Genomic DNA, 24,578 nt, shown 5'->3' on the forward strand with positions numbered 1-24,578 from the left:
CCGTGCCTGGAACCGGCTAGATGGTGTGGCTGTTTTCGCCCTCGACCTTGTCCGAGTCCCACGGACCGACCTTCTCGCGGGCAGGCATCGGCTTGCCGTCGGTGAGCTGGCCGGCGTCCGCAAGGTCGCCGACCTTGTGGATGCGCAGCGAGTTGGTGGACCCGGCCTGTCCGGGAGGTGACCCGGCGGCGATGCAGACAATGTCGTTGATCTCGGCCAGGCCTTCCTGCAGGAGTGCGCGGTCGACCTGTGCGGTCATCTTGTCGGTGTGGTCGGCGTATTCGACCAGGCGCGGCTGGATGCCCCACATCAGTGTCATGATGTTGTAGGTCTGCGGCAGCGGGGTGAAGGCCAGGACCGGGCGCTTCGGGCGCAGCCGGGACAGGCGTCGGGCGGAGTCGCCGGACTGGGTGAAGGCCACGATGTACTTGGCATCCAACTGGTCGGCGATTTCCACTGCGGCACGGGTGATGGCGCCGCCACGGGTCTTGGGCTTGGAGCCCAGGCGCGGGATGCGGTCCAGTCCGTGCTTTTCCGTGGAGGAGATGATCCGTGCCATGGTCTCGACGGTCTCGATGGGGTATTCGCCCACCGAGGTCTCGCCCGAGAGCATGACCGCGTCGGCACCGTCGAGGACGGCATTGGCGCAGTCCGAGGCCTCGGCGCGGGTCGGCGTCGGGGACTCGATCATCGACTCGAGCACCTGGGTCGCCACGATGACGGGCTTGGCCCAGCGGCGGGCCAGCTCGATGGCGCGCTTCTGCACCAGCGGGACCTCCTCGAGCGGAAGCTCCACGCCGAGGTCGCCACGGGCCACCATGATGGCGTCGAAGGCGTCGATGATTTCTTCCAGCGCGTCAACCGCCTGCGGCTTTTCGATCTTGGCGATGACCGGAAGGCGACGGCCTTCCTCGTCCATGATCTCGTGGACGCGCCCGATGTCGGCGGCGTTGCGCACGAAGGACAGGGCGACCATGTCGACGCCAGCCCGAATGGCCCAGCGCAGGTCGTCCTCGTCCTTTTCGCTCAGGGCGGGAACGTTCACGGCCACGCCGGGAAGGTTGATGCCCTTGTTGTTGGACACCTCCCCGCCCACGACGACCTCGGTGACAACCTTCTCGTCATCCACGGCCGTGGCGCGCAGGGCGACCTTGCCGTCGTTGATCAAGAGGATGTCGCCCACGTTGACATCGGTGGGCAGGCCCTTGAACGTCGTGGAGCAGAACGTGCCATCGCCCAGCACGTCGGCAATCACGATGGTGAACGTGTCCCCGACCTTGAGCATGTGCTTGGCGTCGTCCACGAAGCGGCCCAGGCGGATCTTCGGTCCCTGCAGGTCGGCAAAGATGCCCACCGGGCGGCCGAGCTCCTCGGCCGCCGCACGCACGTTGCCGAGGTTCTCGGCATGCATCGAGTGGTCGCCGTGGCTCATGTTCAGCCGGGCGACGTCGACACCCGCCTTGAGCACTGCCAATGTCTTGTCGTAGGTACCGATCGCCGGGCCCCAGGTGGCCACGATTTTTGCGCGTCTCATACGGTTAGCCTATCTGCCTTTCCATTTCTCAGGTCGGGAAAACACCGCATAAGAGGTGCATCCGTTTCACAACATGCTGATGGCCCGATCCGTCGGAGAGACGGGGGCCGGAAGGCGGGTTTCGCCCATCAGGTATTTGTCCACGGCCGCGGCACAGGATCGTCCCTCGGCTATGGCCCACACGATCAGGGATTGTCCGCGTCCGGCATCGCCTGCCGCGAACACCCCCGGGGTGTTGGTCATGTAGTAACCATCGCGGGCGACGCTGCCCCGGTCATCAAACTCGGTGTTGGCCTGTTCCAGGAAGCCGGCCTGCTCGGGTCCGGTGAACCCCAGGGCCAGGAAGACCAGATCCGCGGGAATAACCCGCTCGGTGCCCGGCTTCGGAAGGCGTTGACCGTCAATAAATTCGGTCTCTGCCACAGTAACACCCATCACGCTCCCGTGCTCACCTGTGAAGTTGACCGTGGCGGCCAAATACGACCGCTCGCCGCCTTCCTCGTGCGCCGACTGGACCTCGAAGATGGTCGGGGCCATGGGCCAGGGCTGGTGCGCCGGACGCTCGGCCGGGGGCTGCGAACCGATGGCCAGGGTGGTCACGGAGGCCGCTCCCTGGCGGGTTGCGGTGCCCAGGCAGTCGGCCCCGGTATCGCCGCCGCCGAGGATCACCACGTGCTTGCCGGCGGCATCGATCCGCAGGTTTCCACGCTCGCCGGCCACCACCTGGTTCGAATCCACCAGGTAGTCCATGGCGAAGTGGACCCCCTCGAGTTCGCGTCCGGGGACCGGCAAATCGCGCGGCACGGTGGCGCCCGTGGCCACGATCACCGCGTCATAAAGCCTGTTCAGCGCTTCGAATTCGATATCGGTGCCCACCGCGACGCCGGTGCGGAACACGGTTCCCTCGGCTTCCATCTGGGCCAGCCGGGTCTCCAGGACGTCCTTGCCCATCTTGAAGTCGGGGATGCCGTAGCGCAGCAGCCCGCCGACCTTCTCATCGCGCTCGTACACCGCCACGGTGTGCCCGGCCCGGGTCAGCTGCTGGGCGGCGGCCAGGCCCGCGGGGCCCGAACCGATCACGGCGATGCGCTTGTCGGTGTGGCGCACGGCCAGCACCGGCTCGAGCCCGCCAGAGGCAATCAGGGTGTCGGCGATTTCGACCTCAACCTGCTTGATTGTTACGGCCGGCTGGCTGATGCCCAGCACGCAGGAGGACTCGCAGGGGGCCGGGCACAGCCGCCCGGTGAACTCCGGGAAGTTGTTGGTCGCATGCAGGCGCTCGGCGGCCTCGGCCATCCGGCCCTCGTGGACCAGCGCGTTCCACTCCGGGATGAGGTTGCCCAGCGGGCAGCCGTTGTGGCAGAAGGGAACCCCGCAGTCCATGCAGCGTCCGGCCTGCTTTTTCAGCACGCCGACTTCTTGCCTGGCAGTTACCTCGCGGTAGTCCATGATGCGCACCGGGACGGGGCGCTTGGGCACGGTGACGCGTTCGCGCACCTCCAGGAATCCACGTGGATTAGCCACGGGTCACCTCCAAAATCCTGTTCCAGACGGTTGCTGAATCGGGGTCGAATCCTTCATGGGCGGCAGTGTTTCGTGCCTGGGACACCGCGGCGTAGTCCCGCGGGAGCACCTTGGTGATGCGGGCCGCGGCCACCGGCCAGTCGGCCAGCAGGCTGGAGGCCAGTGCGGAGCCGGTGTGGGCCACGTGCTTGCTGAGCAGTTCCTTGATGAGCGCGCAGTCCACCTCGTCGGGGCCGGAGAGCAACAGGTCCTCGTTGGCCACGGCCAGCGGGTTCAGCGCCGCGGTGTCCAGGTCCAGCACGTACGCCGTTCCCCCGGACATGCCGGCGGCGAAGTTGCGCCCGGTGGGCCCCAGGACCAGGGCGGTTCCCCCGGTCATGTATTCGCAGCCGTGGTCGCCGATGCCCTCGACCACGGCGGTGGCCCCGGAGTTGCGCACGGCGAAGCGTTCGCCCACCAACCCGGCGATGAACAGCTCGCCGCTGGTGGCGCCGTAGCCGATGACGTTGCCGGCAATGACCTGCTCGGCCGGGTTGAAGGCGGAGCGTGCATCGGCGCGCACGGAGATCCGTCCGCCGGACAGGCCCTTGCCGACGTAGTCGTTGGCGTCCCCGACCAGATCCAGCGCAATGCCGGCGGGCAGGAACGCACCCAGGGACTGGCCGGCGTGCCCGCGCAGGGTGACCTCGATGGTGCCCGGCGCCAGTTCGTCGGTGCCGAAGGTTCGGGTGACGTGGTGGCCGAGCATGGTGCCCACCGAGCGGTCGGTGTTCTTGATTGGGAGGTCAAGGACGACCTTTTCGCGGCGTTCCAGGGCTGGTGCCGCGGCGGCAACCAGCTGGTTGTCGAAGTGCTTGTCCAGTCCGTGGTCCTGGGACCCGGTGCGCGAACGCGCCGCACCGGGCTTGGAGCCGTCGGTGTTGAAGATCTTTTCCAGGTGCAGCCCGGCGGTCTTCCAGTGGCCCACCGCGGCGCGGGTGTCCAGCAGCTCGGCCTGGCCGATGGCCTCCTCCAGGGTCGCGAAACCCAGTTCGGCGAGGATCTCGCGGACCTCCTGGGCGAGGAACTCGAAGAAGTTCACCACGTGGTCCACCTGGCCGGTGAAGCGGGCGCGCAGCTCGGGGTTCTGCGTTGCAACGCCGACCGGGCAGGTGTCCAGGTGGCAGACGCGCATCATGATGCAGCCGGCCACCACCAGCGGTGCGGTGGCAAAGCCGTACTCCTCGGCGCCCAGCAGCGCGGCGATCACCACGTCGCGGCCGGTCTTCAGCTGCCCGTCGACCTGCACGGTGACGCGTTCGCGCAACCCGTTGAGCATCAGCGTCTGCTGGGTCTCGGCCAGGCCGAGTTCCCAGGGCACGCCCGCATGCTTGAGCGAGTTCAGCGGGGAGGCGCCGGTGCCGCCGTCGTGGCCGGAAACCAGCACCACGTCGGCCTTGGCCTTGGTGACGCCGGCCGCGACGGTGCCGATGCCGACCTCGGAGACCAGCTTCACGTGCACGCGGGCGCTCGGGTTGGAGCACTTGGCATCGTGGATCAGCTGGGCCAGGTCCTCGATCGAGTAGATGTCGTGGTGCGGCGGCGGGGAAATCAGCCCCACTCCCGGGGTGGAGTGGCGGGTGCGGGCCACCCACGGGTAGACCTTGTTGGCCATCAGCTGGCCGCCCTCCCCCGGCTTGGCGCCCTGGGCCATCTTGATCTGCAGGTCATCGGCGTGCGTGAGGTACATGCTGGTGACCCCGAAGCGTCCCGAGGCGATCTGCTTGACCGCGGAGCGGCGCTCCGGATCCAGCAGCCGGTCCACGTCCTCGCCGCCCTCGCCGGTGTTGGACTTGCCGCCCAGGCGGTTCATGGCGCGGGCCAGTGTCTCGTGCGCCTCGGCGGAGATGGAGCCGTAGCTCATGGCCCCGGTCGCGAAGCGCTTCACGATTTCGGAGACCGGCTCGACCTGCTCGATGTCGAGGGGCGTGCGTTCGCCGGTCTTGAAGTCCAGCAGCCCGCGCAGCGTCATCAGGCCCTTGGCCTGGTCGTCGACGCCCTGGGTGTACTTCTTGAAGATGTCGTAGCGGCGTTCGCGGGTGGCGTGCTGCAGCCGGAAAACGGTCTCCGGGTTGAACAGGTGCGGCGGGCCCTCGCGGCGCCACTGGTATTCGCCGCCGGTCTCCAGCACGCGGTGCGCGTCGGGGTTCAGGTCCGCCGGGTACGCGACGGCGTGGCGCATCGCGGTTTCGGTGGCGATGATGTCCAGGCCCACTCCCCCGAGTTGCGAGGAGGTGCCGGTGAAGTACTGGTCGACCACGCGCTGGGACAGGCCCAGGGCCTCGAAGGTCTGGGCGCCGCAGTAGGAGGCCACGGTGGAGATGCCCATCTTGGACATGATCTTCAGCAGGCCCTTGCCCAGCGCCTTGATCAGGTTGGTCTGCGCCTTGGCCGGGGTCACGTCGCCGAGCTCGCCCTGGGTGGCCATTTCCTCCACGGATTCCAGGGCCAGGTACGGGTTGATGGCGGAGGCACCATAGCCCACGAGCACGGCCACGTGGTGCACCTCGCGCACGTCCCCGGCCTCGATGACCAGGGAGGTCTTGGTGCGGTTGGCGCTCTTGAGCAGGTGGTGGTGAACGGCCGAGGTGAGCAGCAGCGACGGGATCGGCGCCCACTGGGCGTTGGAGTCGCGGTCCGAGAGCACGATGAACTTCACGCCGCGGTTGATGGCGGCGGAGACCTTCTCGCAGATTTCCTGCAGGCGGGCGCGCAGCTCCGATTCACCGCCCTCGGGGCGGTAGAGCCCGCGGACCTTCAGGGCGACCTTGGCACCGGATTCGTCGCGGATGTTGGCGATCTTGGCCAGGTCGTCGTTGGTGATCACCGGGTAGTCCAGGGACACCTGCCGGGCGTCGACCTTGCCGGTGGCCAGCAGGTTCCCGTCCGGGCCGATGCTGGTGCCCAGGGAGGTGACAAGTTCCTCGCGGATGGAATCCAGCGGCGGGTTGGTGACCTGGGCGAAGGACTGGGTGAAGTAGTCGAAGAGCAGGCGGGAGCGCTCCGAGAGCACCGCTACGGGGGTGTCGGTGCCCATGGCGCCCAGCGGCTCGGCTCCGGCCGAAGCCATGGGGGCCAGCAGGATCCGCAGCTCCTCGGTCGTGTAGCCGAAGGTGCGCTGGCGGATCTGCACGGAAGCGGAGTTGTGCTTGACGTGCTCGAGGTCCGGCAGGTCGGCGAGGCTGATCTTGTTCTCGCTGACCCACTGGGCCCACGGTGCGGAGGCGGCGACCTGCGACTTGATTTCGGCATCGTCGATGATGCGTCCGGCCTCGGTGTCGATGAGGAACATCTTGCCCGGGGCGACGCGGCCCTTGGCGGAGATCTGCTCGGGGGCCAGGTCTATGACGCCGACCTCGGAGGCCAGCACTACCAGCCCGTCGGTGGTGATCCAGTAGCGGGCCGGGCGCAGCCCGTTGCGGTCGAGCACCGCGCCGACCTGCTTGCCGTCGGTGAAGGAGACCGCGGCCGGTCCGTCCCACGGTTCCATGAGCATGGAGTTGTACTCGTAGAAGGCGCGGCGGTCCGCATCCATGGTGGCGTGGTTTTCCCAGGCCTCGGGGATCATCATCATGATGGCCTGGGCCACGGGGCGGCCGGAGAGCACCAGCAGTTCGGCGACCTCGTCGAAGGATGCGGAGTCGGAGGCGCCGGGGCTGCAGATCGGGAAGAGTTCCTCGGGGACCTCGCCCAGCAGCGCTGAGGCAAGCTGGGACTGGCGGGCGCGCATCCAGTTGCGGTTGCCCTTGACGGTGTTGATCTCGCCGTTGTGGGCGATGGTGCGGAAGGGCTGGGCCAGCGGCCAGGAGGGGAAGGTGTTGGTGGAGAAGCGCGAGTGCACGATGCCGAAGCGCGAGGCGAAGCGGGTGTCGGACAGGTCCGGGTAGAACTCGGTGAGCTGCTCGGTGGAGAGCATGCCCTTGTAGACCATGGTCGCGGAGGAGAGCGAGGGGAAGTACACCCCGAACTTGTTTTGGGCGCGCTTGCGGATGCGGAAGACCCGGGCGTCAAGGTCTGCTTCGTGTTCGGTGGCGGCACCCAGGAAGAGCTGGGAGAAGTAGGGCATGCTGCCCAGGGCCGTGGCGCCGATGGACTCGGTGTTCACCGGCACGTCGCGCCAGCCAAGAACCGTCAGGCCTTCCTCGGCGGCGAGTTCCTCCAAGGCGGTGACGGCGGCGTTGCGCTGCGCGGTCTCCTGCGGGAGGAAGGCGGTACCGGCCGCGTAGCGGCCGGGGGCGGGAAGGGTGAAGCCGGTGACCGCGCGGAAGAATGCGTCGGGGATCTGGGTGAGGATGCCGGCTCCGTCGCCGGTTCCGGCGTCGGCGCCCACGGCGCCGCGGTGTTCCAGGCGGCGCAGCGCCTCGAGGGCCTGCTCCACGATCTGGTGGCTGGCCTCTTTTGTCAGCGTGGCAATGACCGCCAGGCCGCACGCGTCTTTTTCGTTTGCCGGATCGTAGAGTCCCTGTGCTGCCGGGATGTCGGCAAACCTGGTGTAGGGCGAGGAAATCTCCTCGCCCTGATGCGGTGAGGCATTGAGTTGGACTCCGGTCATGCTCATGAGTTGTCCCTTTCTCGGTGTGTGGGCGGCGGGTCTGGTTTCTTCGGACAACGGTGGCCGAGTGGGTTTTTGGGTTCGCGAATCGGTGCCCCGCTGGGGGCTTGGTGTGGGGTGTGGGTGTGGCACCGGTGATGCGGGCGCGGCAACCGTGTGTTCCAGCCGGTGGGCGGGCCGCGGGTCGTGCGCTTCCACGTCATTGTGGTTGCCGGCAGCATCGGGTGCGGATGGGGGTGGGTGTTCCGAGCCCGGTCGTGCTGCCACAGTGAAAAAAGAGTAGCACCGGCATGTTTCGGATTTATACGTGCTTTTGTTTCCAACAGTTTTCGCAGTCACTACGAACCCGTTGCTGACGTGGCACTTTTGAGTTTCCTGAAAGTTTCGTCGTGAGACATAAAGGCTTCGTCATTCTTCTTCCAACGGCACCGGGGCCACTGGGCCGTGGCGGCGGGCGGATCCCCCCTGAATGAGCAGCGCGCCCGCGGGTAGACTGGCGTGAGCTGCCGCACACCCCCACCGCGGCACGCCCCGAGAGATTGCCGGCCCATGGCACGCCCCCTGATTGCCACCAAGTTGAATGCGCCCAGGCAACGACGCGGCCTGGTGGCACGTCCGCGGCTGGACTGGCTGCTGGCCCGCGGGGCCGAGGCAAGGCTCACGCTCGTCTCGGCCCCTGCCGGGTTCGGCAAGACAACGCTCCTGTCCCAGTGGTGGGGGCAGGACCACGCAGGGGATCGCCGCGTTGCGTGGCTTTCCCTGGACGCGGCGGACAACGATCCCGCGTCGTTCTGGACCGGAGTGGTGGCAACCCTGCAAGCGGCGGTTCCCGGCGTCGGCCCATCGGCAATGGAACCTGTTGCGGTCTCCCCCACGCCAACCGGACCCGAGCTCGCCATCCTGCTGAACGAGCTCGCCGCGGACCCCTCGAACCTCTGGCTGGTCCTTGACGACTACCACTTCATCTCCAACCGCGATGTTGGTGAGGCCATGGCATTCTTCCTTGACCACCTCCCGCCGCGGGTGCACCTGGTCATCAGCACCCGTTCCGATCCGGATCTGCCGCTGGCTCGTTGGCGGGGACGAGGCGAGCTGGTGGAGATCCGTGCCGAGCACTTGCGGTTTACCGCGCCGGAGACGGCCGAATACCTCAATGCGGTGTCGGGGCTGGAGCTGGCCCCGGAGCAGGTGGCGGTGTTGGGGCAACGCACGGAGGGGTGGATCGCGGCGCTCCAACTCGCCTCGATCTCCTTGGTCGGACACGGGGACGCAGCGGGATTCATTGACCGCTTTGCCGGGAATGACAGGTATGTCGTCGACTACCTTGTCGAGGAGGTGCTGGCGCACCAGCCGGCACCGGTTCGCGACTTCCTGCTGGACACCTGCGTCCTTGATCGACTGACGGGTCCGCTGTGCGATGCCTTGGGCGGGCGCGGCGACGGGGACCGCATGCTCAGGGAGCTGGAGCGAGCCAACCTCTTCCTTGTCCCGCTGGATGAGAAGAGGCAGTGGTACCGCTACCACCAGCTATTCGCCGACGTGCTGCGGGCACGACTTTCAGGTGAGCGGCCCGGAAAGGTTGTCTTGCTGCACCGGCGTGCCAGCCAGTGGTACGGGGCCCGTGACCTGTGGCCGGATGCCGTCGGGTACGCCCTGGCTGCCGAGGACTTCGAGGATGCGGCGCACCTCATGGAGCTGGCCTTGCCCGGGATCCGCCGCAACCGGCAGGATGCGCTGCTGCTCGGCTGGCTGGACCGGCTTCCCGATTCCGTGGTTCGGCGCAGCCCGGTGCTCAGCGTGTTCCATGGGTTCCGGCTTCTGGCAGGAGGTGACCTCGACGGGGTTGAGCCCCGGCTTCTCGATGCTGAACGAGCGCTGGGGAGGTTGTCCCGCGGTCCTGTTCGGCCCGAGCCCGAAACCGAAGAACTGCGCGCGCTGCCTGCGACAATCGCCGTCTACCGCGCCGCTCTGGCACAGGCACGCGGGGATGTGGCGGGCACCTCCAATCATGCCCGGACCGCTCTCGAAGCGGCCGACCCGGAAGACCACCTGTCCCTTGGCGCGGCGTCCGGCTACCTGGGGCTCGCGGCCTGGGCGCAAGGCACGGTGGCCGACGCGCTGGCGTTGTTCGGACGGGCGGTGGAACACCTGCACCTGGCCGGAAACCTGGTCGATGAACTCGGCAGCACGGTGCTCCTCGCCGACATGTGGCTCGCCGCGGGCCGACCCGACACGGCGCGCCGGCTCTGCGCGGATGCCCTGGCCCGGGCCGAGGCGCAAGGCACCCACTTGTCGCGGGCGGTCGCCGAATTGCATGTGGGGCTGGGTGAGATCGACAGCCAGGCGGGAGACCTCGAGGCCGCCGAGGGACACCTGGTTTCCGCCGCGGCGTTGCTGGAACACGCGCCGATGACCGAGAGCAGGTACCGCTGGTTCGTGGCCAAGGCCCTGCTCGCCCGTGCGCAGGGCGAACCGGAGGAGGCAATCGCCCTTCTGGACCAGGGCGCAAGGCTCTACCGTCGGGGGTTCTTCCCCGAGGTCCGCCCCATCCCGGCGCTGAAGGCACGGGTGTGGATCGCCGAAGGCAAGCTGCAACAGGCCGCCGACTGGGCGCAGGAATGCGGGGTTGGCACCACCGACGAGGTCGGATATCTGGCCGAGTTCAACCAGCTCACGCTGGTGCGCCTGTTGATCGCACGGCACCGGGCGGACCCGGGGACAGATGCGGCCCGGCACGCGGCCGCACTGCTGGATCGGTTGCTGCCGGGTGCCGAGGCATCCGGGCGGGGCGCGAGCGTCATGGAGATCCGGCTGCTGCAGGCCCTTGCATACGATGCCCTCGGGCATCGGGCACGGGCCCGGGCCGCGCTGGGCCTGGCGATGTCCGCTGTTTCCGAGCCGGAGGCATACCTCCGGCTTTTCCTGGACGAGGGAGAACCCCTGCTCGGTCTGCTGCGCGAGGCTTCCCGCCAGCCGGGCGCCGGTGCGGTGATCACGCGGTTGCTGCGCCTCGGCATGATTCCCCGCGCGGCGGCTGGACCGACCCCGCCGGACTCCCTCAGCGAACGGGAGCTGCAGGTGCTGGGACTTTTGGGCAGTGCACTGAACGGGCCGCAGATCGCGGCGGAATTGTTCATCTCCTACAACACGCTGCGCACCCACACCAAGCACATCTTCACCAAGCTCGATGTCACCGACCGCCGGGCAGCGGTGATCCGGGCGCGCGAACTCGGCTTGCTGTAACCGGCCGGAACATCCGGTTCCCACCCCGAGGATCACATCATTGGGTGATGCCCCTCGGAGGGTGGATTCCTAGTCTGGAGGCATCACGCGGCACCCGTCGCGGAAACCCGCAACCAGGGAGCCCGACATGTCCATCACCACCACCAAGATCGCCCGCGCCGCCGGATTGTGCGCAGCTGCAGCGGGCCTGCTGTTCCTCGCCGTCCAGGTCAACCACCCGCATCTGGACGCCGTCTTTGCCACCACGCCCGAATACCTGCTGCGCCAGGGTGCAAAGCTTGCGATGTCGGTCCTCGCGCTCATTGGCATCACCGGCATGTACCTGGTGCAGACCCGGAAAATGGGAGTGCTTGGTCTGCTCGGCTACCTCCTCTTCGGTGCCTGCTACCTCATCATGATGAGCGTGGAGGCCATCGGCGCGGTCGTCCTGCCGGTCCTGGCCCACGACGCGCCGGGGTACGTCAATGACGTGTTCGCGGCCGCCACGGGCGGCAGCGCAACCGGTGGCATCGGACTGATGATGGCCCTCACCCTGGCCTCCGCAGGCACCTACATCGCCGGCGGGACCATTTTCGGCATCGCCTTGTTCCGGGCCGGGCTCCTTGCCCGATGGGCTGCCGCGCTGCTGGCCGCGGGCACCGCCGCGACCATCGCCATCCCCCTGCTGCCCATGGTCAACGAAAGGTTGTTCGCGGTTCCCACCGGGGTGGCCCTGCTCGGCCTCGGATTCTCTTTGTGGCGCGTGCAGCGCACCGCGGGCGACGGGGACCTTGGGCTTTCCACCGCCTCGGCACCGGCGAAGCGTGGTGCAAAATGAGTTCCCCATCCGCTTCACGAAGCGGCGCACCGGGACGGTGGGTGCCGTTCGCGCTCATCGCCCTGGTGCTGGTCCCAGCGGTGGCGGGGGCGTTGCGGCTGGCACAGCTCTCCGGCGGGACGGTTGCCATGCCCGCCGATCCCCGCATGGCAGCCTCGCCGTGGCCCGTGTCGGTGCACATCGTTGCCGCGATCGCCTACGCGGTCGTTGGGGCGTTCCAGTTTTCCCCGAGCCTCAGGCGCCGCCGCCCGCGCCGGCACCGCCGGGTGGGCAGGGCCCTGGTGCCGCTGGGCCTGGCGGTGGCGTTCTCGGCGTTGTGGATGACGCTGTTCCATGCCCGGACCCCCGGCTCCGGCCAGTTGCTCTTCGGGCTGCGGCTGCTGTTCGGCGCGGGCATGGCCATGGCCCTCGTCCTGGGTTTCGCGGCGATCCGACGCGGCGACGTACCGTCCCACCGGGCGTGGATGATGCGGGCCTATGCGCTGGCCCTGGGTGCCGGCACCCAGGTATTCACCCAGGGCATCGGCTATTCCCTCTTCGGAAGAAGCGAACTGGCCACCGCGCTGATGATGGGTGCCGGATGGGCGATCAATCTCCTGGCCGCGGAGGTCCTCATCCGCTCCCGCCGCGGCAAACGCTTTGGCGGTGCCCTTGCGAAGGAGGCATTCCAATGAGCCGGCTTCCGGCGCCGCGGGCGCCGGCCGGCTACCGGGTTCACGTCGAAGGTCGGCTGGATCCCGGGTGGTCGGCCTGGTTCGACGGCCTGGCACTGTCACCGGAGGCCGACGGCACCACCAACATCGTGGTCCCGGACCAGGCGGCGCTGCACGGGCTGCTCGCCAAGGTGCGGGACCTGGGTCCCGTCCTGATATCCGTGGAGGCCATCGGTCCCAAACCCCGCGGGGAACCGCCGGAACAAACGACAACGGCCGGTCCTCCCCTTCCGTGAAGAAGGGGAGGACCGGCCGTCGCGCGGCACCGTGGATCCGTTTCCGGACGGTGCTTCGGTGCTACTTGTCCTGGGTTGCAGGCCCGGTCTCGCCGGTATCCGGCTTGCCGTCCGCGGGCTTGCTGTTCCCGGGCTTCGAATCGTCCTTGGTGGGCTCGTCCGTCTCCGTGGTTGCTGCGGCGACTTCGGCCTTGGGCTCGCGGCCCTTGAGGTAGACCCCGGGATCCGGCAGCGGGCGCAGGCGGGTGAGCACGAAGACCAGCCCGATGATGCCCATGATGATCATGACGATGGCCAGCCACATGTGCACGCGCAGCCCGATGCCCACGATGGTGATGGTGTCCGCGGCGTCGATGCGCATGGTTTCCATGATGGTCCGGCCGATGCCGTACCACAGGATGTAGGTCCAGAACAGGGACGCCCGGCGCAGCTTGAACTTCCGGTCGAGGGCCAGCAGCAGGAAGACCCCGGCCACGTTCCACAGGGATTCGTAGAGGAAGGTCGGCTGGAACAGGGTTCCGGCCGGCAGCCCCGGGGGGAAGTTGTAGCTGTTCGGGTCGATTTCCAGGCCCCACGGCAGCGTGGTGGGCTTCCCGAAGAGTTCCTGGTTGAACCAGTTGCCCCAGCGGCCGAAGGCCTGGGCCAGCAGCACGCCCGGGACCGCGGCGTCCAGGAACGCCGAGAGGCGCACCCCGGCACGGCGGCAGGCGATCCAGGCACCCAGGGAGCCCAGCGAGATGGCACCCATGATGCCCAGCCCGCCTGCCCAGATCTGCGGGATCTCCGAAAGGTGCGCCGACTGCCCCTGGAGGCCGAAGTAGTACTCCGGGTCCGTGACCAGCACGTGGTACAGGCGTCCGCCGACGATGCCGAACGGGATCGCCCAGATGCAGATGTCCCAGACCACGTCCTCCGGCCCGCCCTTGGCCCGCCAGCGCCGCGACGCGATCCACATGGCGGCAACGATGCCGATCATGATGCAGATCGCGTAGGCGTGGATGGTCAGCGGGCCGATGGAGAACTTCGAGAACTCGGACGGCGGGCTCGGGATCGAGGCCAGGATGTTGGTTCCGACCGCGGCCAGGGGCATCATGCGTTCACTGCCCGCCCGCTGAGTTCCGCGGTCAGCTTGGCAACCGCGTCCACTCCCCCGTCGCCGAGGGCCGCGACCAATGCGGTGCCCACGATGACGCCGTCGGAGTAGGCGCCGATTTCTTCCACGTGCTTGCGCTGCGAGACGCCCAGGCCCACGCAGGCGTTTTCGGCGCCGGCGGCGTGGGCCGCGGCGACCACGGCGGCCGCGGCGTCGGAGACCTCGGCGCGGGCGCCGGTGACGCCCATGACCGAGACGCAGTAGACGAAGCCGCGGCTGGCGGCCACGGTGGCCTTCATGCGGGCCTCGGTGGAGGACGGTGCGACCAGGAAGACGCGGTCAAGGCCGTACTTGTCGGAGGCTTCCATCCATTCGGCGGCCTCGTCCGGGACCAGGTCCGGGGTGATCAGTCCGGCGCCGCCGGCCTCGGCCAGGCGGCGGGAGAACTCGTCCACGCCCATGCGCAGCACCGGGTTCCAGTAGGTCATGACCATGACCGTTGCCGAGCAGCGGGCGGTGATGCCCTTGATGATGTCGAACACCTGGGCGACCCTGAAGCCCTGGGCCAGCGACTGGACCGTGGCGGCCTGGATGACCGAGCCGTCCATCACGGGGTCCGAGTACGGGATGCCGACCTCGATGATGTCGGCGCCGTTTTCGGCCATGGCCACGGCGGCGTCGATGGTGCCCTGCACGTCGGGGTAGCCGGCGGGCAGGTAGCAGATCAGTGCCGGACGGCCTTCGGCGCGGGCGGCCGCGATGGCTGCACCGCTCTTTGATACGGGGCTCACTTGGCGTCCTTCGCGTTGCTGTCGATGAGGTTGAACCATTCGGCGGCGGTTCCGACGTCCTTGTCGCCGCGCCCCGAAAGGTTGGCAATGATGATGGTCTCTTCCGGCAACGCGCCGGCGGCGATCTTCCGTGCGGCGATCTTCAGCACGCCGGCCAGGGCGTGCGAGGACTCGATGGCCGGGATGATGCCCTCGGTGCGGCACAGCAGCGAGAAGGCGTCCATGGCCTCGGTGTCGGTGATCGGCTCGTAGTGCACGCGTCCGATGTCGGCAAGGTAGGCGTGCTCCGGGCCGACTCCCGGGTAGTCAAGGCCGGCGGAGATCGAGTGGGACTCGATGGTCTGGCCGTCGTCGTCCTGCATCAGGTAGCTCTTGGCCCCGTGCAGCACCCCGGGCTTGCCCAGGGTGATGGTGGCGGCATGGCGCGGGGTGTCGATGCCGTCGCCCCCGGCCTCGAAGCCGTAGAGCTCGACCTCGGCGTCGTCCAGGAAACCGTGGAAGATGCCGATGGCGTTGGAGCCGCCGCCGATGCACGCCGCAACGGCGTCGGGCAGCCGGCCGGCCTGGGCGATGATCTGCTCGCGGGCCTCCTCGCCGATGACCTCGTGGAAGTAGCGCACCATGGCCGGGAACGGGTGTCCGCCGGCGGCGGTGCCCAGCAGGTAGTGGGTGGTTCCCACGTTGGCGACCCAGTCGCGCAGCGCCTCGTTGATGGCGTCCTTGAGCGTCTGGGAGCCGGCGGTCACCGGGATGACGGTGGCGCCGAGCAGCTGCATGCGGGCGACGTTCAGCGACTGCCGGCGCGTGTCCTCCGCACCCATGTAGACCACGCATTCCAGGCCCATGAGGGCCGCGGCGGTGGCCGAGGCGACGCCGTGCTGGCCCGCACCGGTCTCGGCGATGATGCGGGTCTTGCCCATGCGCTTGGCCAGCAGCGCCTGGCCCAGGACGTTGTTGATCTTGTGGCTGCCGGTGTGGTTCAAATCCTCGCGCTTGAGGAAGACGCGCACCCCGCCGGCGGCCTCGGAGAAGCGCTTGGCCTCGGTGAGCAGCGAGGGACGGCCCGAGTAGTTCTTGTTCAGGTCCTTGACCTGCGCGATGAACTCCGGATCGGCCTTGGCCGCCTCGAAGGTCTCGTTGAGCTCGTCCATGGCGGCGATCAGGGATTCGGGCATCCAGCGTCCGCCGTAGTCGCCGAAGTACGGGCCCGCGGCGTGGCGCAGGGAATGGGAAGGCGCGGAGGCGGGCTTGCTTTCGCCCTGGTCCGGGTCACCGTTCATCGGGTTCATCTGGCGCATCCTTTTCTTGCTCAGGAATTCTTCGAGGGGGTTTGGGGGGTGTTGCTTAGCGGGCGCGGGCCGGCTTGGCGGCGGTTCCGGCGTCGATGAAACGCTCGATGGCTGCACGCGGGTCGTTGTCCTTGACCAGGGCCTCGCCCACGAGGATCGCATCGGCACCGTGGGTTGCGTAGTGCTCGACATCGGCGACGTCGCGGACCCCGGATTCGGCCACGATGACGACATCCGAGGGGATGTTTTCGGCCAGGCGGGCGAAGTTGCCGCGGTCCACCTCAAGGGTCTTGAGGTTGCGCACGTTCACGCCGATGATCTTGGACCCGAGCTTCACGGCGCGGGCAATTTCTTCCTCGGTGTGCGTTTCGACCAGGGCGTTCATGCCCAGGGCGTGGGTCAGGTCCAGGAATTCGCGCAGCTGCGCGTCGTCCAGGGCCGCGACGATCAGGAGGATGAGGTCCGCACCGTGGGCGCGGGCCTCATGGATCTGGTAGGCGTCGACGGTGAAGTCCTTGCGCAGCAGCGGGATGTCCACCGCGGCGCGCACCGCGTCGAAGTCGGCCAGCGAGCCGCCGAAGCGGCGTTCCTCGGTCAGCACCGAGATCACCGAGGCGCCGCCGGCGGCGTAGGCCCGGGCGAGGTCCGCGGGGCTGCCGATTTCGGCCAGTTCCCCCTTGGAGGGGGACTTGCGCTTGACCTCGGAGATCACCCGCATCGCGGCGTCGCGTGCCCCGGGGTCGGTGTTCCCGCCCAGGGCGGCGTAGGCGTCGAGTGCCGGGGCCGCCAACGTGGCGTCGGTCTCGATTTGCGACTGGCTCCGGATGGACCGACGGGCGTCCAGATCGATCCGGACGCCCGCGATGATTTCAGTTAGTACGCTCACGGCTAGTGCGAGTCACCCGATTTGGAACCGTTGACGCCGTAGCCGGCCTTCTTCATGATCCAGCCGACGACCAGGCCGAGCAGGACGACGCCGGAGCAGATGTACACCACGAGGTGGTTGTGCGCTGCGAAGGCGATGCCGCCGGCGACGAAGCCGACCATCATGATGCCGACGGCGGCCCAGGCGGCCTTCGAGTTGCCGTGGCCGATTTCATCTGCGTGCATTGGATCGATCTGGGTGTTGGCGTTAGCCATGGTGGGAGACTCCTTCTCACCTCGTGCCAATCGGGATTGACCCCGATAAATTTCTTGTTTCCATTCTGCCATTCTTTAAGGCGATGGCATGCCATGTTGCGCAGCGTGTGCGCGTCAGCCGGTGGGATCATCCCCCCGGGAGAGCGAGTCCCAGCCGGAGATCTCATCGATCTGCCCGGTCTGCCCGGCCGGCGTGGTCCCGGGCGCGGTTGTCGCGGCGTCGCGGGCGTACTTGCGCGACCCGGCCCAGTTCCGGCCGGTGATGCCCAGCAGCAACGCGCTGGCCACGAGGACGGCACCGGCCAGCACCGCAAGCCAGGGCCAGGGGGTCAGGTCGTAGTCGCCGCCGGAGGTGTTCAGCCCGGTGGCTTCACCGACCTTGGTGGCGGCGGCGAACACGGGATCGGAGAGCACCGAGATGCCGGCGCCGGAGATGCCGCCTCCGGCCAGCAGCAGGATCGCGGCGATGATGTAGCGGGCGACCTTCCCGGCGATCATCGCGGCCAGCGAGCCGGCCAGGGCGACCACGGCCAGCGCGGCCACCGCGGTGGCGGCATCGGAGCCCGCGACCTCGATCAGCGGGATCTTCACGGTGCCGACCTCGGGCTGGACGTTGATCCAGGTACGGGTGCTGGTGGCCAGCGCCAGCACCGCGCCGAGCAGCCCCAGCAGCATCACGGATCGCTTGGAGCTGCGGCGGGGTTTCGTGGTGGTGCTCATGAATCGGTGCCGTCCACTTGTGCCGGCGCCATGGTCCCGGCGGCCCAGACGGCGCGCAGGGGTGCGGCCGACTTGTTGATGGTTTCCAGTGCCTCGGCGTCCAGGTCGGAGTCTGCGACGATGCCGCCGCCGGCCTGCACGTAGGCGCGGTTGCCCTTGATCAGCGCGGAACGGATGGCGATGGCCATGTCCATGTCCCCGGTGAAGTCCAGGTAGCCGACCACCCCGCCGTAGATGCCGCGGCGGTATGGCTCGAGCTCGTCGAGCAGCGAGAGGGCGCGGGGCTTCGGGGCCCCGGACAGTGTTCCTGCGGGGAAGGTCGCGGCGAGCACGTCGTAGCCGTCGGTGCCGGGAGTGAGCCTGCCGACCACGTTGGAGACCAGGTGCATGATGTGGCTGAAGCGTTCGACCTCCATGAACTGGGTGACCTCCACCGAGCCCGGAACGCAGACCTTGGACAGGTCGTTGCGCGAGAGGTCCACCAGCATCAGGTGCTCGGCGCGTTCCTTCTCGTCGGCCAGCAGGTTCTTCTCGTGCAGCTGGTCGTCCTCGTAGTTGGCCCCGCGCGGGCGCGAGCCGGCGATCGGGTGGGTGACCACGTGGTCGTCGTTGACCGTGACCAGCGCCTCCGGGGACGAGCCCACGATCGAGTACCCCTTGCCGTGGGCGTCCTGCAGGGAGAAGAGGTACATGTACGGGCTGGGGTTGGTGGCCCGCAGAATCCGGTACACATCCAGCGGGTCCGCGTGCGTTTCCAGCTCAAAGCGGCGGGAGACGACCACCTGGAAGACCTCGCCGTCCACGATGGCTTCCTTGCCGCGCAGCACCGCCCGGCGGTAGGAATCCTCGTCCCAGGAGTGGGTGACGGCATTCATCAGCTCGTCGGCCGGGACGTCGGTGCCCGAGAGCACCGAGACCGGGTTCTCGGCGGCCTCGCCCAGCGCGTCCAGCATGCCCCTCAGGCGGGCCACGGCATGGTCGTAGGCCCCGTCGACGCCCTCGGTGGTGCCGTTGAAGTTGATGGCGTTGGCGATCAGCGTCAGGGTGCCGTCGGTGTTGTCGTGCACGGCCATGTCGCCGACCAGGTTCATGGCCAGCTCGGGCAGGTGCAGGTCGTCGGCCGGCGGGTTGGGCAACTTCTCCCAGTGCCGCACGGCTTCCCAGCCGATGAAGCCGACCATGCCGCTGGTCAGCGGCGGCAGCCCGTCAAGCGGTTCGGTGCGCAGTGCGCGGACGGTGTCGCGCAGGACCTCGACCGGGTTGCCCTCGGTGGGCATGCCCGCCGGCGGGGTGCCCTGCCAATGCGCCTTGCCGTCCAGGGTGGTCAGGGTGGCCGGCGAGTTCACGCCGATGAAGGAGTAGCGGGACCACACTCCCCCGGCGGCGGCGGATTCCATCAGGAAGGTTCCGGGGCGGCCGTCCGCCAGCCGGCGGTAGATGGAGATGGGTGTCAGCGCGTCGGCCAGCACCCTCATGCTTACGGGGATGACGCGGCGTTCCGCGGCGAGCGCGCGGAATTGCTCGCGGGTGGGGGTCAGGGCGCCGAGAGCTTGCATGAGCGAAGAATGGTCCTTGCGTGTACGGAAAATGGAGCGGGGGTGGGTCAGGAAACGCGGCGGCCCACGACGGCGGGCAGGTTGCGCCCGTCGAAGCAGGTGTGCGTCCCGGTGTGGCAGGCGGCGCCGATCTGATCGACGACCACCAGCAGGGCGTCGCCGTCGCAGTCAAGGGCCACGGAGCGGACCAGCTGGGAGTTTCCGGAGGTGTCGCCCTTGCGCCAGTATTCCTTGCGCGAGCGGGACCAGAAGGTCACCCGACCGGTGGTCAGGGTGCGGCGCAGTGCCTCATCGTCCATCCAACCGAGCATCAGCACCTCCCCGGTGCCATGCTGCTGGATGATGGCGGCCACCAATCCGGCGTCGTCCTTCTTCAGGGCGGCGGAAATCTGGGCGGACAATTTCCCGTCAACGGAGGCGGGAGCGGCGAAGGCTGGGTTCTGCGACATCCACACCAGTCTAGTGCCACGTGCACCAAAACATGGGCCAACCCACGTGGGCGCGACCCCCGGTGACGATTTGGCCACAGAAGCCGCGACCCGGGCGCGACACAGGGGCTCCAAGTGCCCCCGAACGTGTTAGTTTCGAAGTGATGCATTTCGTACCAGCCTCGCGTGAAGTATTGGCCGAAGTCCTGCTGGCGGCAGGGCCAACGGCCCCCACCCTGTGCGCAGGATGGGAGACCCGGCACCTGGCCGCGCACCTGGTGCTGCGGGAGCAGTCGCTGCTGGCCGCGGGCCTGGTCCTGAAGCCCCTGGCGCACCGCATGGAGGCCGAACTTTCCCGCCGCGCCGACCGCGCCCTGGACCGCAACGCCTATGCCACGATCGTGAACGAATTCAAGGCCGGCGCCCCGAGGATCTCCCCGCTGTCGGTGCCCCGCATGGACCATGCCGCGAACCTCTCCGAGTTCTTCATCCACACCGAGGACGTCCGCCGTGCGGGCGACCGCTGGGTTCCGCGTGCGCTCGATGCGAAGTACGAGGACCTTTTGTGGCACGACCTGGTGCGCCGGGCCGCGCACTACTACCGCGGTGTCGATGTCGGGATCATCCTGGTGCTGCCCGATGGCCGGCGCCACGTGGCACGCAAGTCCAGCACCTCGGTGGCCATCACCGGGCGCGCGGGCGAGCTGTTGCTGCATGCCTCCGGACGCCGTGAAGAGGCCCTGGTGACGTTCGAGGGCGCCCAGGAAGCCATCGCCCTTCTGTCGGTCTCGCTCTAGCAGGGCCCTGGGCTGCGGTACCTAGATCCCGATAGCTTAACCCAGTCACAACTAGTCTCTATCAGCTCCGCGAATCGCAAATGTGGGTTTTGCAATCAATCATCGCTACATCCAACATTCTCAAATTTGTGAGCGTGGAATTGGCACACGCGAAAATTGTCAAGCTGTGTGGAGTCACTAGGCGCTTAGTATGGCTGATTTTGCTTCGGGACGACGTCATTTCCAACCATCATTTTTGCCAAGGAATTCGCGTCAAGGTCACTGCAAAAAGACCTAATAGCATCCAAGACACCATCCTAAAACCTGCAAACAACAGGCTCAACGGGGGCGTAGCAGTACAACTAGCCCGGATTTTTCATGGAATGCCGGCGGGCTGCTGAACCCGTGATTTTTCCGGAATCGGTGGCCCACCGCGTTTCGGGCACGCCAAGAACGGCCACGTCGCTGGCCGGGGGCGTCGGGTTCCATCTCACCGAAAAGGTGTTGTGCGTTCGTCTCGAAGGGGCTTTTCACGGCATCGTTGGTTATGCCGCGAGGTGCCCTTGCCGCCAGCGCTCACGCAGCCGGACGGTCCCTTCCAGAAGCGTGACCAAAAGTGGTGATTCGGGAGCGGCTTCCGGGATCAGCAGTCTCTTCTGCCGGCCACTGCTAATGACTTTCCCTGCGATCGAAAACAACCGGAAACGCCAGCGTTTCATGTCCCAGGCCCCGGCCTCGTGACCCGCAGGAAGAACGGCCAGTGACATCCATGCCACCAGGTTCATGGCGAGCACCGCAAGGTCCGTCCACAGCTGATTCGATGAAATCCCGAAGAAGGGCAGCTTACCCATCCCGCTGTTCTTCAGCGTCTTGATGCGGTTTTCGCACCTACCCCGGGCACGGTGCCGGGCATCGAGGAACGCTACGTTGTAGCGCGGGGCGTTGGTGAGGAACGCGGTGACCCGGTGTCCGTCGACGTCGAAGATGGAGCCCTGGGCCCCGGGATGCAAGGGTTCCGCACGGAGGTAAAGGCGCATTCCTGTCGGATAATCCTTCAGGCGGATAACCTTCGTCGCGTCGATGACCCAGGCGTTGTGGCGTTCATACCCATCCTGCTCCACGACCCGTTCCCAGAGATCCTTGTTGTTGATCCAGTGAATGAAGCGTTCGTTGGGAACCGGCAGGGTGTAGGAGGTGGAGAACTGCAGTCCCAACTCCTCCAGGTGGTTCAGGAATTCACGGCTGGCCCCGGCACTGTCGGTGCGGATCAAGATCCTGTCGGTGCGCAGTTCTCCGTGCTCGTCGCGCATCGAATCTGGCAGCTGGGCCAGGGCCTTGTCCAGCACCCGGATATGGTCCTTGGCGCTGTTGGCGCCCTTGTTTCCCGCCCGCAGTTCCGCGACCAGGACCTCGCCGGTGCCGTTGTTCCTGCCGTAGTCGCAGCTTGCGACGAACGGGGCATGCCCGAATCCACCCTTGTAGTCGCCGGCGGCCCATTCCTTCTCGGTGTGAGAATTTACCAACGTCGCATCGAGGTCGATGATCAGCGGGTCCAGTTCGGTGGCCAGGATGGCGGGGTTTCGTGGGCCGGCGGCTTCCCAGATCTTGGTGCGCAGGGCCTTGGTGAGGGTGGCGAAGCCCAGGGTGAAGGCCTCGGGTTCCTCGGCGGCTCGGGCCACGAACCGGGACACGGTCGCGTTCGAGGGAGCGGGGCCGAACAGTGCCGGGCTGTCGCGCAGGGTGTCGAGGTCCGAGACGTGTTCGCCGCCGTCGGCGAGCATCACCGCAAGGGAGCCGATGATTCGTCCCGGGCGGTGCGTTGCCGTCTCGGGAACGAACCCGGAGAGCTGGTCTTCGCACATGGCCCCGAAGCCGGTTGCGTCCAGGAAGGAGGTGAGTACGTTCAGGCCGGCGTGGGAGATGATCGACTGGCCGGTCAGGGCTGCGGGAACCGAGGGGAAAACTTGGGTATGGTTAAGCATCGAAAAGGTGAGTCCTGTTCTGGTGGATAAAAAGGTGTGGTACCTCTATTTTCCCAGATCAGGTCACCTTTTCGTCTTTAAAGACACTTAATGACGCCCCGCCTCATGAAAAGGCCGGGCTAGGGTTAAGGATCCAGCGCTGGGATTCACCTGAAGCAGCAGCAGGAATAGAGGTGTCTAGGGCAAACAGGAGTGGATTGAAGTCACTGCCAAATTTCACTGATCTACAAGCAGCTAGCAGATCACTCGAACTTCCATCGGCTACAAACGTGGCTGGAACAAACATTCCTTCAGCCATATATGAAACGCCGATACACAAAAACAGTAAAACTCCGAACGATACTAGAATCAGCGATGGCGTGTATCCATAGCGCACAGTCATACCGAAGACTTTTCTCTGCCACCTGTCCCTGCCGCTTGAGCTTCGGGTTATCCCATGCTCCGCCTCTATTCGGAATTTTTTCGCTTCTGACCGGTACCCGTGCGATTCGAACAGGTCCGCTATTTCCCGCCATGGTTGAGGAGAAAACTTCTTCCTCTTTTTCGAAGACAGGGGATGCGAATCTACCCCGCCCAACCAATCATGGATTATTTTAGGATTATCAAAAAACGTAGGATCCATGGACTCAATTTTCCACCCAATTGCTGTTTCCAATTTTGGCAATCTAAACTCAGAAAGATCTTCGACCTGCCCTCGGAAGCCCGCACCCTTCAGCCCAGTTGCGCGACGAATCCACGACCCCCCACCTTCCTGTCGGCCAGGGCCGTTGTTTTCAGTCATTTTCCCATCGCAACGGACCACACTCCGCCTCAATTCTTTGTCAGAACCTACTCGAGACGAAGCGGCAATCGAAAGCAGTCGTATCTGCGCCCTGTCCAACGAGAGCAAGAGACTCGGACAGCTATCTCGGGAGAGTTGGAGCACATCAAGCTTCGCCGCGGTACATTTCACCCCTACTGGGAGATCCCGAAAGTGCCTCCGCATGACTGCAGCACAAGATATACTCAGGTCCGCCTTCCCTCCGACCGAAGATCTGCGCAAGTTAATTCCGCCCATAGTCGAAAGGCTCCGAAAACTAACATCCCTCTTCACTTCACTTTGGGACAAATCGAGCAATTCGCGTGACGACCGCCTGGAGCACCGCCTAAGCAAGAGCCATCCGATGGATCTAATTCTATCAAGACGACGCTTCTTTGAACTTTCTGAAACAGAACCATAAACTTGTTCAGCTATCATTCCATTCAAAACATTATAATAATATTTGTCATCGGTTTCTGTCAAATTAAGAAAATCTCTTAAAGTTCCGTTATCAAAAACGATAGATCCTGAGGAAAGGCCCATGGCCCTAACTGAGCCCCCGACAACACAGTTCGTCATTATCCAGTCAGTAGCTATGGATGCGCCCTGCAAATTAAGGATCGGAGAATCTTGCTCAAGTCCAATTAGCTGCAGATCTGTCATGTTCAATTGACCCTGGACGTCTATTCGTGGAGCGGAAATCGAACCGAACACAGTCAGCTGCACAAGGAAGAACCCTCCTCCGACCACCGCCCGATCGCATGTAATTGCCTTTTGGTCCGGGCCGGGCCCAGCGTGAAGCAGTGAACCGCCCAGAATTAGCTGACCCGTCACATTCAGGCCACGAGCGACGATACCTCCATGGCTAACAATCCCCCTCAGGTACATTCCCTCATGTATTACGGTTGCGTCTAATGAAAGAGACGTTCCACCGGGATTAATTAGCATTGCTCCAGAGGCTACAAACTGACCGGCTATATCAGCGTTTACACAACTCAATTCACCTCGACATAGTACATTCTTCAGGATCAAGTCAGTTTTTATTTTTATTCCATCCAGCTCCAACCCAGGCAACTCAGATCCAGTCAAATCTACGAAAATCATTTCCGCTGATTCAAATAAAGGCTTTTCCAAAAAAATACAATCTTGGAACGAGAGAGGATAGTCAATAGTCGTATAAGACAAATCGAGAATACCGGAAATAATTGCCGAATTCATTCGAAGTCCAAGCGAGTCACGCGGAAGATCTCGCCGCAAAATTATCTGCCGGAGAACTTCGGCAGGAACGATCCGGCATTCCCCGCACTGGGACGCGTACGGTTCGACCGTAATCCGCCCGCATTTCG

At 65.9% G+C, this 24,578-nt stretch carries 18 protein-coding genes; 5 read left to right on the plus strand and 13 right to left on the minus strand.

The window, feature by feature from the left end:
* Positions 1-16: 16 nt before the first annotated feature.
* From pyk to gltB, 3 genes are all read right to left on the minus strand, one after another.
* Positions 17-1,534, minus strand: a complete 1,518-nt coding sequence (pyk, locus tag JOF46_RS15555) for a pyruvate kinase (protein ID WP_209908528.1) — start codon at positions 1,532-1,534, stop codon at positions 17-19.
* A gap of 66 nt (positions 1,535-1,600) precedes the next feature.
* Complete coding sequence (locus tag JOF46_RS15560) at positions 1,601-3,058, minus strand: glutamate synthase subunit beta (RefSeq protein WP_209908531.1); 1,458 nt, start codon at positions 3,056-3,058, stop codon at positions 1,601-1,603.
* Positions 3,051-7,655, minus strand: a complete 4,605-nt coding sequence (gltB, locus tag JOF46_RS15565; protein ID WP_209908534.1) for a glutamate synthase large subunit — start codon at positions 7,653-7,655, stop codon at positions 3,051-3,053. Before gltB ends, JOF46_RS15560 begins: the two co-directional genes overlap by 8 nt.
* Positions 7,656-8,198: 543 nt before the next feature.
* On the opposite strand from gltB, the gene JOF46_RS15570 reads away from it, so the two are divergent.
* The 4 genes from JOF46_RS15570 to JOF46_RS15585 all read left to right on the plus strand — a co-directional run bounded on the left by JOF46_RS15570 (position 8,199) and on the right by JOF46_RS15585 (position 12,658).
* Positions 8,199-10,892, plus strand: coding sequence for a winged helix-turn-helix domain-containing protein (locus tag JOF46_RS15570; protein ID WP_209908537.1), 2,694 nt, complete (start codon positions 8,199-8,201; stop codon positions 10,890-10,892).
* 127 nt (positions 10,893-11,019) lie between these two features.
* Entirely contained in the window at positions 11,020-11,709 is a 690-nt protein-coding gene (locus JOF46_RS15575) for a hypothetical protein (protein WP_209908540.1), read from the plus strand.
* Complete coding sequence (locus JOF46_RS15580) at positions 11,706-12,383, plus strand: DUF2306 domain-containing protein (RefSeq protein WP_209908543.1); 678 nt, start codon at positions 11,706-11,708, stop codon at positions 12,381-12,383. The genes JOF46_RS15575 and JOF46_RS15580 overlap by 4 nt, the downstream gene beginning before the upstream one ends.
* Positions 12,380-12,658, plus strand: a complete 279-nt coding sequence (locus JOF46_RS15585; protein ID WP_209908546.1) for a hypothetical protein — start codon at positions 12,380-12,382, stop codon at positions 12,656-12,658. The genes JOF46_RS15580 and JOF46_RS15585 overlap by 4 nt, the downstream gene beginning before the upstream one ends.
* A 61-nt stretch (positions 12,659-12,719) precedes the next feature.
* Here JOF46_RS15585 and lgt read toward each other — a convergent pair whose 3' ends face one another.
* The 8 genes from lgt to hisI form a co-directional block, all read right to left on the minus strand.
* A complete protein-coding gene (lgt, locus tag JOF46_RS15590; protein WP_209908548.1) occupies positions 12,720-13,751 on the minus strand; it encodes a prolipoprotein diacylglyceryl transferase in 1,032 nt (343 codons plus the stop codon).
* Positions 13,748-14,542, minus strand: a complete 795-nt coding sequence (gene trpA, locus JOF46_RS15595; RefSeq protein ID WP_425355064.1) for a tryptophan synthase subunit alpha — start codon at positions 14,540-14,542, stop codon at positions 13,748-13,750. The genes lgt and trpA overlap by 4 nt, the downstream gene beginning before the upstream one ends.
* Positions 14,539-15,822 carry a tryptophan synthase subunit beta gene (gene trpB / locus JOF46_RS15600; protein WP_245348603.1) on the minus strand — a complete coding sequence of 428 codons (1,284 nt, stop codon included), beginning with the start codon at positions 15,820-15,822 and terminating at the stop codon, positions 14,539-14,541. The genes trpA and trpB overlap by 4 nt, the downstream gene beginning before the upstream one ends.
* A 64-nt stretch (positions 15,823-15,886) precedes the next feature.
* The gene (gene trpC / locus JOF46_RS15605) at positions 15,887-16,717 is read right to left on the minus strand and encodes an indole-3-glycerol phosphate synthase TrpC (protein ID WP_209908557.1); all 831 of its coding nucleotides are present in this window, start codon (positions 16,715-16,717) and stop codon (positions 15,887-15,889) included.
* A 2-nt stretch (positions 16,718-16,719) separates the two neighbouring features.
* Entirely contained in the window at positions 16,720-16,971 is a 252-nt protein-coding gene (locus tag JOF46_RS15610; RefSeq protein ID WP_113761033.1) for an HGxxPAAW family protein, read from the minus strand.
* Between the two features lie 114 nt (positions 16,972-17,085).
* The gene (locus JOF46_RS15615; protein WP_209908560.1) at positions 17,086-17,691 is read right to left on the minus strand and encodes a Trp biosynthesis-associated membrane protein; all 606 of its coding nucleotides are present in this window, start codon (positions 17,689-17,691) and stop codon (positions 17,086-17,088) included.
* A complete protein-coding gene (locus JOF46_RS15620; protein WP_209908563.1) occupies positions 17,688-19,247 on the minus strand; it encodes an anthranilate synthase component I in 1,560 nt (519 codons plus the stop codon). The genes JOF46_RS15615 and JOF46_RS15620 overlap by 4 nt, the downstream gene beginning before the upstream one ends.
* Positions 19,248-19,294: 47 nt before the next feature.
* Entirely contained in the window at positions 19,295-19,696 is a 402-nt protein-coding gene (hisI, locus tag JOF46_RS15625; protein WP_209908565.1) for a phosphoribosyl-AMP cyclohydrolase, read from the minus strand.
* Positions 19,697-19,839: 143 nt separating this feature from the next.
* Between hisI and JOF46_RS15630 the strand changes: the two genes are divergently transcribed.
* On the plus strand, positions 19,840-20,472 hold the full coding sequence (locus tag JOF46_RS15630) for a TIGR03085 family metal-binding protein (RefSeq protein ID WP_209908568.1): 633 nt from the start codon (positions 19,840-19,842) through the stop codon (positions 20,470-20,472).
* Between the two features lie 524 nt (positions 20,473-20,996).
* On the opposite strand, the gene JOF46_RS15635 is transcribed toward JOF46_RS15630, so the two are convergent.
* The gene (locus tag JOF46_RS15635) at positions 20,997-22,433 is read right to left on the minus strand and encodes an IS1380 family transposase (protein ID WP_209908572.1); all 1,437 of its coding nucleotides are present in this window, start codon (positions 22,431-22,433) and stop codon (positions 20,997-20,999) included.
* 103 nt (positions 22,434-22,536) lie between these two features.
* On the minus strand, positions 22,537-24,450 hold the full coding sequence (locus JOF46_RS15640) for a hypothetical protein (protein ID WP_209908575.1): 1,914 nt from the start codon (positions 24,448-24,450) through the stop codon (positions 22,537-22,539).
* Positions 24,451-24,578: the final 128 nt, after the last annotated feature.

The sequence above is a fragment of the Paeniglutamicibacter psychrophenolicus genome, from assembly GCF_017876575.1.
Lineage (GTDB): Bacteria > Actinomycetota > Actinomycetes > Actinomycetales > Micrococcaceae > Paeniglutamicibacter > Paeniglutamicibacter psychrophenolicus.